This window comes from Pseudobdellovibrionaceae bacterium (genome assembly GCA_023898385.1).
GTDB lineage: Bacteria > Bdellovibrionota > Bdellovibrionia > Bdellovibrionales > UBA1609.
Map to the genome: position 1 here is coordinate 2,170,214 of CP060220.1, position 16,502 is coordinate 2,186,715.

Sequence of the window (16,502 nt, forward strand, 5' to 3'; positions counted from 1 at the left end):
CACAGTGAGTGATTCGGACACACCTAAATATTCTCCCACCGAAGATGTTCCTTCTGTCGAACAACAAAAAATCAATGCCTTAAACAAACTGGCCGACTATTTGGCCCGCCGCGACCACTCCACCCTTGAGCTCACGTCAAAGCTTCGACAAAAGGGTTATTCGCAAGAAATCATTAATTGGGCCGTTAGTGAGGCCGAGGAGCGCCGCTGGCTCTCTGATCCCTATGAACTTTCAGAGCGCGTCAGCGCCACTCTGCACAGAAAGGATCGGGGTATTTTGTACATCAACCGATACCTTCAAGAAAAAGGTTTGCCGCCGGTGGAAAAAGATTTTGACCTTGAACGCCAAAAGGCCCTGCGAGTGATTGAAAGAAAACTCAACAAAGTGGGCAATTTGTCCTATGCGGAAAAGCAAAAAGCCTATAAATATTTGAGTTATAGGGGCTTTGATGACGAAACCACAAAGAAAGTGATCTATGAAAAGTCGTGAAATTCGCAATCAGTTTTTCGAATACTTCAAAAATCAAGGGCACAGTCAAATCTCCAGCTCTCGTTTGATCCCTGAAGATGACCCCACCTTATTGTTTACTAACGCCGGGATGAATCAGTTTAAAAATGTTTTTCTAGGTCTGGAGTCGCGAGATTTCCGTCGCGCGGTGACCTCTCAAAAATGTGTTCGCGCTGGTGGTAAACACAATGACTTAGAAAATGTGGGCCACACGGCCCGACATCATACTTTTTTTGAAATGTTGGGTAATTTTTCATTTGGCGACTATTTCAAGAAAGAAGCCATCCACTTTGCTTGGGAGTTCATCACCAAAGAATTGCAGCTACCTAAAGATCGTCTCTATGTTTCCGTATTTAAAGACGATGATGAGGCCGCTGAGATTTGGCAAAAACAAGAAGGCGTTCCCGCCGATCGTATTTACCGCTTTGGCGAAAAAGACAATTTCTGGAGAATGGGCGACACGGGCCCTTGCGGACCCTGCTCTGAAATTTTTTACGATCTTGGCCCTAATGTTCCCGGCGATCCGAAACAAAACGTCATGGGTGGCGAAGGCGATCGATACATCGAATTTTGGAATTTGGTGTTCATGCAATTTAACGAAGATGAACAGGGTAACAAAACCCTTTTACCTAATCCCTCTATTGATACAGGAATGGGCCTTGAGAGGCTGACCACCATTTTGCAAGGCAAGTTAAACAACTATCACACAGACTTGTTTACACCCTTGATTGCCACCGTGGAAAAACTTACCGGACACGAATACCAATATGAATTGGACAAACTCAAAGGTGAAGAAAAGCGGCAGGCTGAGGCCACCAATGTGGCCATGAGTGTGCTGGCTGATCACGCTCGAGCCGCGGCCTTTTTAATTGCTGATGGCGTGTTGCCGGCTAACGACGGCCGCGGCTATGTGCTCCGTCGAATCATGCGAAGGGCCATTCGTTACGGACGAAATCTTTCTGAAGATAAAAGCCTTTACCCTGCTGTGGTGGAGGAAGTGATAAAAACGATGAGTGATCCCTATTCAGAACTCACTCAGCAAAAAGGATTAATCACAAACACCGTCAAAGACGAAGAGTCTCGCTTTCTGACAACCCTAGACCAGGGAACCCAAATTCTTCGCGATGAACTGCAAAAGTTATCTGGCCGAGGAAGAAACACAATACCCGGCGACGTGGCTTTTCGCCTGTACGACACCTACGGGTTTCCTGTGGATTTAACTCGACTGATGGCGGCCGAACAGAGCTTTACAGTAGATGAACTTAACTTTCAGCAGCGAATGAAAGATGCCCGTGAAAAGGCCAAAGCCAGCTGGAAAGCAAAAAGCATTTCTAGCGATGCGGCTCACCTGATCAAGTTCAGCCAAGATATTCTCACTAAAAATGGCGCCACACAATTTACTGGCTACAATGATGGCGTAAAAGAAACCGGACATATTCTGGCCCTTTCCGATGGGCAAAAAGTGATTTCCCAATTGAAAACTGGAGAAACAGGAATACTGGTTTTTGACAAGACCTGCTTCTATGCAGAAAGCGGCGGGCAAGTGGGAGATACCGGAACTATCGAGGGGCCCGGCGGTGTGGCCGACGTTTTAGACTGCACCAAGCAAAACAACATTCACCTTCTTCATGTGAAGGTGACAAGCGGACACTTCAGCTCCAATGATAAATGTGCTCAGCTTGTGGACGAACGGGCCCGGCGACAAACGGCGGCCAATCATTCCGCCACCCACTTATTGCACGCGGCCCTACGAAAGACGTTAGGCGAACACGTCACCCAGGCTGGTTCTTTAGTGGAGTCCCGTCGCCTCCGATTTGATTTCACTCACAACAAACCGCTGAATGCTGATGAGTTGCAAGAAATTGAATCCCTAGTGAATGAGCAAATTTCTCTGGCTAGACCTGTGACCACAAAACTGATGTCCTTCGACGATGCCGTTGGTTCTGGAGCATTGGCCCTTTTCGGCGAAAAATACGGCGATGAAGTTCGCGTTTTAGATATGGGTCCTTTTTCAGTTGAACTCTGTGGGGGCACTCACGTGAATAACACGGCAATGATCCGACTTTTTAAAATTGTTGGCGAAAGCGGCGTGAGCGCGGGAATTCGACGAGTGGAAGCCATCACTAGTGACATGGCCGCTCGTTTTCTTTTTCAAAACGCCAATGAATCCTTAAAAACCAAAGACTTGGTTGGCCTCAGTCAAAACTGGAGCAAATACATTGAAGAGGAGAACAGTCCACTTTGTGATTGGGCCGAATCCACGCGAGCTGAAATCAAAACGTTACAAAAAGAAGTGCAGAAACTCAAAGGCAACCAGGTGAGCGTAGAATCTCTCATTGCCGATGCGGAGTCCTTTGACGCTAGCGGGATCGAGGCGCAACTCATACTCGCCGACCTAGAAATGGACGATCGCCAACTGCTCAGTGAAATCAGCGACAAGTTGCGCGATAAGATTAAATCGGGTGTGGTTGTTATTGTGGGCAAGGGAGACGACAGTCACCCCATCATTGTTAGCGTTTCAAAAAACCTGACGAAAACAGTGAGCGCTGGACAACTTCTTCGATCTATTGCTGAAAAAATGGGCGGAAAAGGTGGCGGAAGACCTGATTTTGCCCAAGGTGCCGTTAAAGACCGAAGTCACATTCAATCGGCCTTTGATTTAGCCCGATCCACTTTGCAGGTCAGAAGGTACCCGGTTCCATTCTGATTTGCAGTGCACCAATGGCCTGCCAGATGTAAAGGCACTTGCAGTTTGTGAAACCTTTTTTCGATGTGGCAACGTTATTAGAATTACGGAAGGTACCCGGTTCCATTCTGATTTGCAGTGCACCAGTGACCTGCCAGATGTAAAGGCACTTGCAGTTCGTGAAACCTTTTTTCGATGTGGCAACGCTATTAGAATCGCCGTGGTTTTTGCAGAGACGGCTCCTTTGTAAAGCTTGGCAGACCAATGAAATTTACTCGCTATCAAGCTGCCCATTCAGCAATCACCTCAGCCTCAGACAGATTTAGGGCGTTAGCAATTTTGTAAATAGTTGTTCTTCGAGGCATAGAATTAGAGCTAAAAAACCTACTCAATGATGGTTGAGGTATTCCTGTTTCTGCCGCTAGCTTTGTAATTCCACCCCATTTATCGACCTTACTTCGAAGAAAGTCTTTATAGGATCTAATATCTTTCGAGATTCCCTCTAAATCCTTGTAAGAGATGTAAGGCTTCTTCAGAGGCTCATTAGGTTGCTCTCGAAATTCATCGATTTCCTCTTGGATATCAGCGATGATACTTTTCTTCTCTTGAGAACCTTCCTCTTCAGCCCATAATTCAAAGAGGTCAAAAACGCCTTCGTAATATTCAGCTAATCTTACTGCACTAGAAATGAACCTATCAGATAGACCACTTTGCTTCATAGTGGCCGCAATCGTATAAATTTTTACTTTTTGTTCGTCAGTTGTTATAAAATCGCTCATAATTTACCCCTATAAACATAGGTTCCATCCATTATTTTTCTAATCTTAGTCTTAATTCTGGCCATCTCTCGTTTTTCCGTCTTATCGTCCTTTACGTATGAGTTGCACAGAAATGATCGTTGCTCTTTCTTTCCTTCCAATTCAGTTTCAACAATAACTACACACAATCTCAGTTGAACTTTTCCAGGGCCCAAATTATGCCATTTCATTTTGTACCCATATTTAATAATCTGGCCTTTACTCATTGCCGGCCCCCAAAACTTGTCGTTACCAAACTTTGGGTGATTCACATCAAAGGGATCATCCGTTTTTAGTAGCTCTGCATCTGGCCTAAGAGTGTTCTTATAGTCATCATCATTGAACGTACCTTTAGCCTTCAGATCCACATAACTTTGTAATGCCCATTCCGTAATAACTACTTCCATACAACTCCTATCGGCAGTATGACATATATTTTTATAACATTCAATAATATTTTATAACATAAATATAACTAACTGAAAACATTAGGTTTTTATGATGGTCTGATAGGGCAAACGTCTCAAATTGGGCAGAGATCTTTGTCCCGGCCTGAGTAAATCAACATATTCAGCCACTTGGGCCTAATGGCCTGCCAGATGAAAAGGCACTTGCAGTTTGTGAAACCTTTTTTTGCTGTGGCAACGCTATTAGAATCGCCGTGGTTTTTGCAGAGACGGCTCCTTAATGACGTCTGGCTGACCACTCCCTAGTTCAAGTTCCAGGTGCTGGTAGAACTTCTGGAGATTGTGCTGGATAGGCTAATACGGAAGCGTTTTCTCCGGCCTGCACCGCTCATAGCTGGGTTTGATAGCGAAAAGTTGAGCATTGATAAGCCCCATGCCCCAATTTGCAAACCCTTGCCATACAGTCCTGGCTTCGCTAAATGGCTTTGGACACTTATCTTGCCCTTTTCTTTGCCGCGTGCTGATCAAAATCCCGATCTATCTGACCAGCCCCCTGGCACATGGGCAACAATTCAATATATTTGTTTACACGACTCGGGCGGAAGTCATTTGTTAAGTGACCAATGTCAGTTGGGTGAGGTATGGAGTATTAATGCTAAAGTTAAGAAAAATGTCAGAGCAAGAATTTGACGCTTTCGCAATTGAAAGTAAAAATCGTTATATAAATGATAAGATAAAAGCCAATGGCTTTACCTTAGAGGAGGCGGAGAGAGTTGCAGAAGCAGATTTCTCTCGGATTCTACCCGACGGATTTCAATCAATAGACAACTTTTTATTTACTTTGATTAATAAGGATAGCCACGACGTTGGATATCTTTGGTATTGTATTCGCGGAGCTTCAGATAACAAAAAGGCCTTTATTGCTGATATAATGGTCCGAGAAAAATTTAGAGGTAAAGGCTATGGAAGAAAGGCTATGACCCTTCTTGAATCTGATGTAAGGTCTCGAGGCTTAAAGAGTATTGGACTCCACGTTTTTGGGTTTAATAATGTTGCGACAAAGCTCTATCTTTCTATGGGGTATCAGGTAACCGATCTTGTAATGGAAAAGTCTTTAGCACCTGTCAATTAACCCCTAGTTTTCTGAACAGGCTGCATTCGGCATCAGTAACGACAAACGGTATCCGTTTGGGCTCAAATATTCTCTTGTATTTTTAGAGTACAAAACTCAAAAATGAGTTCTTATGGATAATCATCACCCAAAGAACCCACATATTCCCATGACGGGTGCCCCAAAGAAAAGAGATTCCACAAAAAGCCTCAAATGACCTGCATATGTTTTTCCAACCACCTAGCGATTTCTTCAATTTCAGCTTTATTTTCAATCACTCGATGGATGAGGAAGGATTCTCCGTTGTCGGGATCGACCCTTAGCCTAAATCCATTCATGCGTAAAAAAATAGCCGTGGTAGCAAAGGCCACTCGTTTATTGCCATCTACAAATGCGTGGTTCTGGGCTAAGCTTTGCAAAAGCGCAGCGGCCTCTAAGGACAAACTAGTGTAGTATCCCGTTTGGGGGCGCATAAGAGCACTCTCTAACAAACCCAAATCACGAACACCTTTTGTGCCACCAAAACGCTCGATGAGCCTCGTGTGCAACTCTAAAGTTTCGGCAAGGGTCGGATAAAGCGTAACTTTCATTTCGCTAATCGTTTTAATAACTCTTGATGGTCATCTAAAACTTCATCCATAGCAGAGCGAAAGCCAGGTCGTATTTTTGCCCGATGGATATACTCTTCGACGGCTTCAGTGACCACACTTGAAATACTGCGGTCCGTAGCTTTTGCGTAAGACCTCAATTCTTTTAAGACTTTTTCGTCTATTTGAGTGGCAAACTTCTTGGCTTTCATAGCTAGCTCCTGGTCCAACAGGCTATCATGAAAATTCATGATTTGTCAAGTTCTCTATGAGAATTCAAGGATCACCTATAAAGCTCCGTCGAAATTGACTCGCTCGACCTGCGTTTTAAACAAAGAGATTCATTGGGGCTCTGATTCTGATCCCACTTCTTTTCAACCCTAGTTTTGGCAATCGGAACCCATTCAGATGTTAGCGCATAGATAGCGATTTTCAACTTTAGCAAGGGTCTTTCGCTGACTTGCTCGTCTCGCCGTTTGTGGTGCATATCTCGAGAAAGATCGCCCTTTTATAGTTTTTGGCGATAAATACTGCCGCCTGAGTCAGGTGTGGCTGAACTAATCCATGGTCAGGCGGCATTAGATTCAGGGCCGCTAAAAAACGGCAGGTGCCTACACCACGTGCGCCCTCGGGTCTCCTTCATGGGAAGAGCTTGCGGGGATTTGAATACTGTGTTACCGAAACCCAATTCCATTTCCCGGGGGGGGCGATATGAACAAAGTATTACTCATTTTGTGCCTTTTTCTTGGCTTCGATCACAAGGCCTTTTCAATCGAAAGTAACTTTTTTGATAAAGAAATTCGCGTGAAGATAAATGACAGCGTCAAAGAACTCTCGTTTTCGCCTGCTGACTCATTAGTCGTCACAGACATTCACAATAACGTTATCAGTTATGATTTGTTTAGAGGGGAAAGAAGTCAAATTTCATTTGGAGATAGAAATGTGGTGGCCTACGCCTGTGGCGAAAGTGGTCATGTCTGTGTAGTGCCTAACAACGATGACTACCTAGAATTGTATGATCATGAATTAAACAGCCTTTTTCAGTTTTCTAGTGAACCTTGTTTTTCACAGGCGAAAGGCGATATCATTGGCGTGAGCCGTGATAAAAAGAATCTAGTCGTCCTCGGCCAACAAGGAAAATCAGAAAAGATTTTTCAAATAGGTGCTGGCGTGCAACCAGTGGAGTGGGACTCGGTGTCTTTGTCGGGAAATCAAAGGTACGTAAAAGTTGACTATGATCAAAAAGACTTGCCAGGTAACCTCATGGTTGTTGATTTGTTGCGCGAGACTACCATTTTTGACGATCTTGGCGCCAAACTCGATGAGTACTTTTGGACCGAGTTTCTGGCAAACAAAAGTGAGTCCAAGTTATCTAATGATGTCATTGGTTTGCGATGGGATGAGTCCGAAAACAAAACATATGTCGAGGTGATTGCCACCCCTGAGGGAACAGTCAAGACAATCGCCACACAAACCCACGGGCGGGAACTTTCTTCTTGGCCAAGCGATGACGGTCAAAAATTAATTCTTTTAGAGGAAGAGGGGGTATCGCCAAGATCGCCGGCCTTTTTATCGAATTACTATATTAGGGTTTATGACCTGATAACCGAAACATTTTTGTACGAAAACAAAATAGAAAACCTAGAATCGGGCCTAGATTTCTTCTTATCACCCAACGGTGATTACATGGTGTTTGAAAGTGTGGCTAAGGTCTACGTCCACAACATAAGCCAAAACAAGACTCAAATTATCGCCGGGCTAGACGGGCTTTTTAAGTGGACAAATGGGGCCGTCTTTTTTGGCGACAACCAAGTGTATATTACGGGGTACTTATCGGGAAATCAAAGAGTTCTGTTCTTGAAGCTTTTCGAAGATCATCATTTGAAGCTTTTCGAAACTGAAGTTGGAAACAACTTTTATTATTTCGACCAAAATAGTCGTCTGTTTTTTTCTCAAGAAGGCAGATCCGATGTTGAAATTTTTAAAGTCAAAAGCGACACCCTAGTAATGGAAAAATCCATACCCTCGAAATGGGAACTTGGGCATCTAGAGGTTTCTCCAGATGGTGACTATGTTTTTCTTCAATTTTTGGACGACAACGAAGAGATGGGTACGTTGGTCTCCACTCGTTCAGAATCAAGCTTCGCATATGCAACGAAAATGAGAAACGCAAAATTCAGCCCCGATAACAAATGGGTGGCACTCTACAATGAAATTTGGGAGGGCAGCGAAAGGGATTATTTGATTTTGAAACGCTTAAAACCCTTTTAGCGCGTCGGCAGGGACATAGCTCACTCGGCAGCTCAAAAACGATACTGCTCTATAGTCTTTCAGCACCACTTTCCTGAGGCTGGGGCCATGATTGTTGACTTCGGAAATGCTAAGCACTTTTTGCAGGAGTTTGAATAGTTTTGGCACTTGCTTTGCGCAGATTTATTTCAGTCCAGATTAAATTAAAAATTTTGTGAGGAGACTCGAATTAATATGAAAAAACTACTTATTTTGGTGACATTTTTGGCGATACCTTTAGTCAGTAACGCTGATGGACCAAGTGCAAAAATATGCAAAATTATGAAAGATGCCGTTTCGGGATCCTATAGCCCAGAGCAGTTGTGCGACAAGTATGACGGTAGCTTCTGCTCCTCCATGAAACTTATGGGTCAAGCCGTATGTGCTGCCAATGGCGAGTCCTTTTGCTCATCATACGAAACCGACGGTGAAGCTCTTTGCGAAGCTGTTGATGGTAGTTTTTGCTCAAGCATAAATACTCTTGCTGGTGGGATTTGCTCAATCCTTGATGAGTCGTTTTGTAGCAGCAAAACAGATGAGACAGAGTGGAAGAAAAAGCTGGTTGAAGCCTGTTTCTGGTAAGCTTTGTTTATGAAAGCAGCTCTCAACTCTGCCGGTGGGCGCTTTCAGCTAGGGCGGCAACTAGAGCATCGTCTGTATTTGAACTGCCGTTGTCTCGATTATCTCGCAACTCTGGCACTCGCTGTTTAAGCGACTGCAGCAAATATCAAAAAATTGCATAATATTAGCTACTTATCTGGCCAGGCATTACTATAGGCAATAACTATAATAATATATAGATTATTATATATATCTTTTAAGAATACTTATAAATGTTTATATAATTGATTTATAATTATTTATAGATTATCATATTTTTATGAAAATTAATAAAAAGAAGCTATTAGCGCAAAGACAGATTATCGAGAAAAAACTGGATCGTTGGGGGCCTCTAAAGAGTGAAAAAGCTCCTCCATCAGGGTGGATAAAGGCCATACGGGGCGCTCTCGGCATGACCACCTATCAATTGGCAAAGCTTATGGGAGTCACCCAAGCCGCGGCCATCGGATATGAGAAAAGAGAAGCCGCCGGAAGAATCACATTAGATAAACTCAGTAAAGCTGCCGAAGCAATGGACTGCAAACTCGTTTATGCCTTTGTTCCAAAGGAGCAGTATTCGAGTCTGAATGATATTATCGATACTCATGCGGAGGACTTTGCACGAAAGATTTTAAAACGAACTGAACACACTATGCAGCTTGAAAAACAAGGGACTGGCTCGAGTGTGTCCGAGGTTAAGAACATGGTAAAAGAACTAAAAGATGATGTGGACTCTCGTATTTGGGATAAAGGCTTGAAACGAAAATGAGTAAATTTGAAGTTCAATATCCAAAGGGCTCCACTCCCCTTGATCCAAATGAAATTATTGGTTTGATACCAGATTATATTACAACCCAAGGCGAGCTTAACTCCCTTGAGAAGGAAAATATTAGTAAAGCTATCAAGTGGTCCGAGGGAAGGAATCATAAAAACCTACTTGAATCTAGTTTTATATTTAACTTACACAAGAGAATGCTTAGTGATGTTTGGAGGTGGGCCGGCATTCAACGCACATCTGATAAAAGTATTGGTGTTGACTGGAGACATATTCCCTCGCAAATGAAGTTGCTCTTGGATGACACAAAATATTGGATTGAAAACGACACTTACCTCTGGAAAGAAATTGCAGCACGATTCCATCACCGACTTTTGCAAATACAGGCTTTTCCAAATGGCAATGGGAGACATGCTCGCTTAATGACAGAAATACTATTACAACAATACGACCAACCCACCCCAACATGGGGAATACACAAGCCTGAAGACACAATAGATGTTGAGGGTACAATTAGAGATGAATATATTCGTTCACTGCAAGAAGCTGACAACAAATTCTTTAATCGACTCATCAAATTCATGTTTAGTTAGAAGACAAAACCGATAGTCCCCTCGGCCCTACTTCCAACAACCGCCTGTTCCACACTCAATGATTCAATAAAACTCGACTGGACAATAGGAGCCATCACCGATGCAGCCACTGTTCATGCTGATTTCAATTCAGCCTGAATTGATTTTAAGATTCGCGCGAGGGATTGCGAAATGAAAGATAGAAAAGCAAACCCAGAGTGAAAAATATCATCACCAAAGGCAAATACAGTATCCAGGGTGTGGACTGAATAAAATCTAACATTAAAATTTCCCCTTTTCGTCAGACATATACCAATGAATTTGATTGGCCTTTGAATGGGGTCTTAACCCAAAATCGGACTTCTTGTCATAGGAATACTGGCCGTCTTGGAGTTTTCTTCGCTTCTGGACGATTTTATCCAGCTTCTGCAGCCACTTGACTCCCTGCAATTCAAAAACCATCCAATGCAGACTTGATATGCTGGCTTCATTTGATGGTGTGTCCCAAGCCTGCACCTCCACGAAGCTTCGCTGGCCCATTTTTCGAAGCTGCACGCCCGCCCACTCCACCTTTTCCCCAAGATCGGGCATATTTTCCACAGCTCGCCAGGTGCCATTGTTTATATGAATTTTCTTTTCCCGTACGTGAAGCTGATAGGTGCCCATTTGAATATGGCAATTCTTAGTGGACAGCTCGTGAGGGTCACAAACATTCATTAACCCGGGAGTGGCAAGGGTGCCCTCTCCATACCCCAATAAGGCCAGCCAAAAAATAAATGGCAAAAAACTTGTCAGAACCTGCATGCTAAGGTTACCTCCCCATGGCATGGTAACGTAGTGAAGAGGCAAAGGGAAGCAGGTAGGTTACGTGACAACTCAAGATCAACAAGCACTCATCGATTGGTATTTAGCAAATAGACGCCCCCTGCCTTGGCGTCAGTACAAAGATCCCTATGTGATTTGGATCTCCGAAACCATGCTACAGCAAACCACCTCTACAGCGGTCATCCCGTATTTTGAAAACTTCATAAAACTGTTTCCTGATGTATTGCGTTTGGCAAATGCACCCGAGACCCACGTATTAAAAGCCTGGGCCGGGCTTGGCTACTACAGTCGAGCCCGCAACCTGCACAAATCCGCAAAAATAGTGGCAAAAAACTCTGGGGTGTTTCCTGAAAGTCATACTGAACTTATTAAGTTGCCTGGATTTGGACCCTACACGGCCCGTGCCGTGAGCAGTTTGGCTTTTTCTGAGCCCGTGGGGGTTTTAGATGGCAACGTTATTCGCATTCTTTCACGAAGATATGACCTTGCCACTGAATGGTGGAAGACCTCTGAACGAAAACAATTGCAGGATCTGGCTGATCAAGCCGTGATCCAAGTGGACAGTGGTGTGATGAACCAGGCCATGATGGAACTTGGCGCCACCATTTGTCTCCCGAAAAGTCCAAAATGTATGATTTGTCCCTGGACCCGCTCTTGTCTTTCAAGACGGACCGAGTCCACCGATCAGAGGCCTTTAAAAAAGCCAAAGAAAACCCAAGAGATTTGGATTTGGAATCCCATTGTTGCAAAACGGCGAGGACGATTTGCATTAGTGAGAAATCACTACGCACCTTTTTTGCGCAAACAGTGGTTTTTACCCGGCCATGTGGAGAAAAAAAACACTCAACCAAAGTCCTATGACTTTCGCCATACCATCACTCACCACAATATTTTTGTAAATCCTCCGGATGTTCTCGATTCCCTTCCTGAGTCCATTAAGAAATCGCTAAAAAACACCGATATAAAATGGGTGACCAAAGATGAGATTGCGGAATTTATTCCCGCATCGTTGGTGCAAAAAGTGATGGACCGAATTCGCTAGTGTTCAAATATTTTTTTTGAGTGCTGTGCTTGCTGAGGCTTTCATCAATTCTGGGGAGTGGGAACCTTGAAATGGCTGTCTTCAACTATGTATAGTTTTGCGTTGATCGTGTGGGTTTTCTTTGCCGTGAGTTCTTGCTCGTCCACACCTTATAAGCCCAATGGGGATCCAAGCCATGGAGCTTTAAAAGGCCCATACGGATACACGCCGGGCGAGGCCAAGCTACTCACTCAAGTGGGAGAAAACTACCAAGGCGTTTTCTCTCCCCGTGGGGATAGAATCCTTTTTTTAAGTCGAAGCCGCCCCCTGCATGAACAAGCCCAAACCTATGAGCTCATTCTGGCTATCGACAAAGAAAAGCGAGTCACCTACCATGATGGCGAAAACACCTCTGCCATCTATGGGCCTGAGGGCAACGACGTGATTTACGTCAGCAGCACAGATGAACTAAAAGAAACACTCAGTTTTCTTAAAGAACAAAGGCAACCTCAAACTACAGAAAATCCGGCACCGCTTGACGGGTCAGAGATCTACACCAGCACCTTGTCCGGAAAAAACATCCTGCGACTCACCCACAGGCTTGGTTTTGATGGGCAGCCCACTCTCAATATTAAAAATCAAGAACTGATTTACGTGTCGCAATCCAAAACGCACCCTGAGCTGATGTCATTACAATTGGCATCGGGTAAGTCTCGTGCAATCTTACAATCCAGCCAATGGCTAGTGGAACCCCATTTCTCGCCCGCCGGCGATCGACTGGCCTGGGTGGAATGGAACCCGAAACTAGACGAATCTCAAATTTGGTTATCTGATTACGGAAAAACATTGTCTCCTTCAGCAATGACTTCGGGGCCCTATCTTCATCGCTGGCCAAGATTTCACCCAAGCTTTGGCGGTGTGATTTATAGTTCCAACGAAAACGACGGCAAAAATTTTGAATTGTACTATGCCAGCCTCGATGGTCAGTGCAAACAGCGCCTCACCTATCACTTAGCAGATGATCTGTTCCCGTCGTTCAGCCCCGACGGCACCAAAGTCTTGTTTACAAGCAACAGAACTGGCCTCATGCAGCTCTATAGCATGCCTTTCCGTGCCCCCGCTTGCGCTAACTAATTGATTTCGTTACCCTGAAATCAAAGTGCTGTGCGAGGACCTATGAATTTTAAAATACTAGTGGCTGCAATCGTGTTTCATGTTGGTTTGAATTCTTATGCGGCCCCATTGCCAGCCACATCGAGTTCCGAATTCATTCGTCAACAACTGGGCGTATTTCGATCGGACGCTGGATTTACCATCAATTCTGGAGACAGTGATTGGGTGCAAGAATTAGAGGCCATCAGAAACCCATTTGTCGTCACATCTTACCGTGCTCCCTCTACCTATGACGGCGTACAAGCGGCCCTCACCGTTCGGGTGGATAAAATGAGCCAATCCACCACATTAAAGTCATACGTCACGCGCTGGATGCGCGATTTCCCTCGCCTGGGGTTTAAAGTGATGCAGGCTAAGCCCATAAAAGTGAGCGGACAGCTGGGCTTCGTCATTGATCTGAAAAATCAATCGGCCATGAAGCAACTCCGTCAGGTGTTATTTCTAAAAGACAAAACAGCTGTGATTATGACCTGCCGAGACCACGAGGATCACTTCCAGTCCACCTTAAAAGACTGCAACGAAATCATTAAAAATTTCCGCTGGCTCTAAGGTACCCGGCCGATTAATTACGAAAATATTTTTTTGATAAATCCGGTGATCTTTTGGCCCAGGTTACCGTTACTTTTGGCCGCTGTGGCGGCTTTGGTTTTTGGTGTCGTGGCTTGATCTTTCGGTTTTCGTTGGGATCCGTTCGGACCGGTGGGCCTTTGGTTCGGCCGTCGTTGCGAGCGTCGCTTTTTGCTCAACTCGCCTCGTCGTCCCTCTTGACCTTGGGCATTTTTATGTCGACCCGTTCGTCGGTCACGATGCGTGCCCGAACCTTGCGTTTGCTGCTGTTCACCGGCCTCCTCATTGTTTCGACCGGGGCCCCGTCTATGGTCTTTTCGTTTTCCACCTGAAGCCGAGGAACTACCTTTGCCGCGATGACCCTCTGCCGAACGACGACCTTCATGGCTTCGGCCCCCGCCTCCTCCGCCAGGAGAGCGGCGCCTTTTGTTGTTTCCATGAGACCGTCCACCAGGACCGCCTTGTGAAGAGCGGGCTCTCTCTGGAGGAAAATCACGAGGAAAAGGCTTGTGATCGGTGATAATTTCGCCATCTTCAAGCCAGCCGATGGCAACTTTATGCTCTAGGTAGTTTTCGATTCGGTTAAGAGCTTCCACATCGCGATCACCCACTAGGCTCCATGCCAGACCTTTTTCGCCGGCTCTTCCCGTGCGACCAATTCGGTGTACGTAATTTTCAGGGTCATCTGGAAGCTCATAGTTAATCACCATATCCACGCCCTTGATATCAAGGCCGCGGGCTGCCACATCTGTGGCCACCAGCACGGTTCGCTCATTGGCCGATCGAAACTGAGCCATCACTCGATTTCTTTGGGCCTGCGTGAGTAGGCTTGAAATCCCCACTGCCGCATAACCATTTTGATTGAGAAACTTAGCTATTCGCTCCACATTGCGCTTAAAATTACTAAACACAATAGCCTGTTGAGGATTGTGCTTTTTTAGAAGTGACAACAAATAGCCGGGCTTTTCATCAAAGCCCACGTGAAAAATTTCATCTGCCACGTTTTCAGCTTTGGCCTGATCTTTACTGACGTTGATCTCAACAGGTTGGGCGCCATATTCGTAAGCCACATTCAACACATCAAAGTTTAATGTGGCACTAAACACCAGGAACTGCCGATCTTGAGAAATACGATTTAAGATGTATTTCATGTCATCTTTGAATCCCATGTCGAACATTCGATCCGCTTCATCAAAAATAACCGCGCGCACCTGTTTAAGATCCACCACATGTTCTTTGTATAAATCAATCAAGCGCCCCGGTGTGGCCACAACAAACTGCACTCCACCCTCAAGGGCGTCTTTTTGCTTGTCGTAAGAAGTGCCCCCATAAATGACGGCTCCCTTTAATCCAGCTTCACCACCTAAACTTTTCACGTTTTGGTAAACCTGTTCGGCCAGCTCCCTCGTGGGCACCAACACCAAAATAAAATTGGTCGGCAACCAGTTTTCAAAAATCGGGCGCGTCTTTTTAGGCTCACCCTCGCTGGGTTTGTAATCCGGATTGGCCGCATCCACAGACCGCATGATTCTGTCCATTAGGGGAAGTAAAAACGCGGCCGTCTTACCGGTGCCGGTTTGTGCGAGCCCGGCAACGTCTTTACCCTCTAGAATTACAGGTATGGCGGCCTCTTGGATGGGTGTGCATTCTTCAAAACTATTTTTGGCGATTCCAGCTGCCACAGCAGGGTGGAGATCCAACTCCTCAAACTTCACTCAGATCGTCCTTTTCGGAACTTGTTAGATGGTTCAAACCATTATCTGGTTTGAAAAACTACTTATAATGAGCTGACCCGGTTTAGTCAAAGCTCAACCCCGAAAGGGGCAACTGTCGGAAAAAAGAATCCAAAACCTCAATAAAGGCCTGAGTCTGATCAAAATGCACCCAATGGCCCGCATCATTGATGACCGCCCCCTGCACTCGAGGGTTAGAGGCGAGCATTTTTTCAAAAAGGGGCTGAGTCAACTCTGCCGACTGTGCCCCTCGAATGACCAATGTGGGCATGGTCAGGCCCTCAAGTTCGAAAAATCTGTCTTTCGCGTTGCCCAAATCCAGGCTCGCAAGCACTCCGTCCTTAGAAAAACGCCAATCAGCTCCCCCATCCGGCTGGTCAGATATATTCATGTAAAAATAACTGGCGAGAGTGGCGCCCATTTCCCCCTCACCCACCTTTTGAGGAAACTCATTTTGAAAAAACTGGCGCGCCGCTACCCGATTTTTAAACGGGGTCGGAACCATGGCCAAAAGTCGTCGGATGCGGTCAGCCGCCTTGGGATGTGGGGCCGGTCCAATGTCTTCGATGACCAGACCAATTGTGCGATGCGAAAAACGATAGGCAAAATTCAACGCATTTCGCCCCCCCATGGAATGACCCACGAGGACAATCTTATCCCACCCCAATTCATCAATAATTTTTAAGAGGTCATCAGCATAGTCTTCGGGCGCATACCCTGAGGCCGGCTGAAAGCTCCGCCCATGACCGCGCTGATCAAAGGTGAGGATTTGAAAATGTCCGGCAAAAGCATTCACCACTGTTTGCCAATTTCGACCCGATCCCATCAGGCCATGCAGGAAAATCAGCTTG

General features: G+C 45.2%; 17 protein-coding genes. 10 read left to right on the forward strand and 7 right to left on the reverse strand.

What is annotated here, in order from left to right; all coding sequences use genetic code 11:
- Nucleotides 1–4 precede the first annotated feature (4 nt).
- Both H6626_09785 and alaS read left to right on the forward strand, forming a co-directional pair.
- Complete coding sequence (locus H6626_09785; GenBank protein ID USN46504.1) at nt 5–490, forward strand: regulatory protein RecX; 486 nt, start codon at nt 5–7, stop codon at nt 488–490.
- A complete protein-coding gene (gene alaS, locus H6626_09790) occupies nt 477–3,215 on the forward strand; it encodes an alanine--tRNA ligase (GenBank protein USN46505.1) in 2,739 nt (912 codons plus the stop codon). Before H6626_09785 ends, alaS begins: the two co-directional genes overlap by 14 nt.
- 260 nt (nt 3,216–3,475) lie before the next feature.
- On the opposite strand, the gene H6626_09795 is transcribed toward alaS, so the two are convergent.
- Both H6626_09795 and H6626_09800 read right to left on the reverse strand, forming a co-directional pair.
- Nucleotides 3,476–3,973 carry a helix-turn-helix transcriptional regulator gene (locus tag H6626_09795; protein ID USN46506.1) on the reverse strand — a complete coding sequence of 166 codons (498 nt, stop codon included), beginning with the start codon at nt 3,971–3,973 and terminating at the stop codon, nt 3,476–3,478.
- Entirely contained in the window at nt 3,970–4,398 is a 429-nt protein-coding gene (locus H6626_09800) for a hypothetical protein (protein ID USN46507.1), read from the reverse strand. The genes H6626_09795 and H6626_09800 overlap by 4 nt, the downstream gene beginning before the upstream one ends.
- A gap of 652 nt (nt 4,399–5,050) precedes the next feature.
- Between H6626_09800 and H6626_09805 the strand changes: the two genes are divergently transcribed.
- Nucleotides 5,051–5,530 (forward strand): GNAT family N-acetyltransferase, encoded by a 480-nt coding sequence (locus H6626_09805; protein USN46508.1) that lies wholly within the window; start codon nt 5,051–5,053, stop codon nt 5,528–5,530.
- A 188-nt stretch (nt 5,531–5,718) separates the two neighbouring features.
- Here H6626_09805 and H6626_09810 read toward each other — a convergent pair whose 3' ends face one another.
- Both H6626_09810 and H6626_09815 read right to left on the reverse strand, forming a co-directional pair.
- A complete protein-coding gene (locus tag H6626_09810; GenBank protein USN46509.1) occupies nt 5,719–6,099 on the reverse strand; it encodes a type II toxin-antitoxin system death-on-curing family toxin in 381 nt (126 codons plus the stop codon).
- Nucleotides 6,096–6,308: a hypothetical protein gene (locus tag H6626_09815; GenBank protein USN46510.1), complete on the reverse strand. Its 213-nt coding sequence runs from the start codon at nt 6,306–6,308 to the stop codon at nt 6,096–6,098. The genes H6626_09810 and H6626_09815 overlap by 4 nt, the downstream gene beginning before the upstream one ends.
- Nucleotides 6,309–6,807: 499 nt before the next feature.
- Between H6626_09815 and H6626_09820 the strand changes: the two genes are divergently transcribed.
- From H6626_09820 to H6626_09835, 4 genes are all read left to right on the forward strand, one after another.
- Nucleotides 6,808–8,367, forward strand: coding sequence for a WD40 repeat domain-containing protein (locus tag H6626_09820; protein USN46511.1), 1,560 nt, complete (start codon nt 6,808–6,810; stop codon nt 8,365–8,367).
- Between the two features lie 213 nt (nt 8,368–8,580).
- Nucleotides 8,581–8,967: a hypothetical protein gene (locus tag H6626_09825; GenBank protein ID USN46512.1), complete on the forward strand. Its 387-nt coding sequence runs from the start codon at nt 8,581–8,583 to the stop codon at nt 8,965–8,967.
- Between the two features lie 298 nt (nt 8,968–9,265).
- The gene (locus H6626_09830; protein ID USN46513.1) at nt 9,266–9,754 is read left to right on the forward strand and encodes a mobile mystery protein A; all 489 of its coding nucleotides are present in this window, start codon (nt 9,266–9,268) and stop codon (nt 9,752–9,754) included.
- A complete protein-coding gene (locus tag H6626_09835; protein ID USN46514.1) occupies nt 9,751–10,353 on the forward strand; it encodes a mobile mystery protein B in 603 nt (200 codons plus the stop codon). Before H6626_09830 ends, H6626_09835 begins: the two co-directional genes overlap by 4 nt.
- Nucleotides 10,354–10,614: 261 nt before the next feature.
- Here the strand turns inward: H6626_09835 and H6626_09840 are convergent, their stop codons facing one another.
- Complete coding sequence (locus H6626_09840) at nt 10,615–11,136, reverse strand: hypothetical protein (GenBank protein USN46515.1); 522 nt, start codon at nt 11,134–11,136, stop codon at nt 10,615–10,617.
- A 172-nt stretch (nt 11,137–11,308) separates the two neighbouring features.
- Here H6626_09840 and H6626_09845 point away from each other — a divergent pair, with 172 nt between their 5' ends.
- The 3 genes from H6626_09845 to H6626_09855 all read left to right on the forward strand — a co-directional run bounded on the left by H6626_09845 (nt 11,309) and on the right by H6626_09855 (nt 13,900).
- Complete coding sequence (locus H6626_09845) at nt 11,309–12,199, forward strand: A/G-specific adenine glycosylase (protein ID USN48996.1); 891 nt, start codon at nt 11,309–11,311, stop codon at nt 12,197–12,199.
- 66 nt (nt 12,200–12,265) lie between these two features.
- Nucleotides 12,266–13,312, forward strand: a complete 1,047-nt coding sequence (locus tag H6626_09850) for a PD40 domain-containing protein (protein USN46516.1) — start codon at nt 12,266–12,268, stop codon at nt 13,310–13,312.
- Between the two features lie 42 nt (nt 13,313–13,354).
- Complete coding sequence (locus H6626_09855; protein ID USN46517.1) at nt 13,355–13,900, forward strand: hypothetical protein; 546 nt, start codon at nt 13,355–13,357, stop codon at nt 13,898–13,900.
- Nucleotides 13,901–13,917: 17 nt separating this feature from the next.
- Here the strand turns inward: H6626_09855 and H6626_09860 are convergent, their stop codons facing one another.
- Nucleotides 13,918–15,633, reverse strand: a complete 1,716-nt coding sequence (locus H6626_09860) for a DEAD/DEAH box helicase (GenBank protein ID USN46518.1) — start codon at nt 15,631–15,633, stop codon at nt 13,918–13,920.
- Nucleotides 15,634–15,715: 82 nt separating this feature from the next.
- Nucleotides 15,716–16,477, reverse strand: a complete 762-nt coding sequence (locus tag H6626_09865; protein USN48997.1) for an alpha/beta hydrolase — start codon at nt 16,475–16,477, stop codon at nt 15,716–15,718.
- Nucleotides 16,478–16,502: the final 25 nt, after the last annotated feature.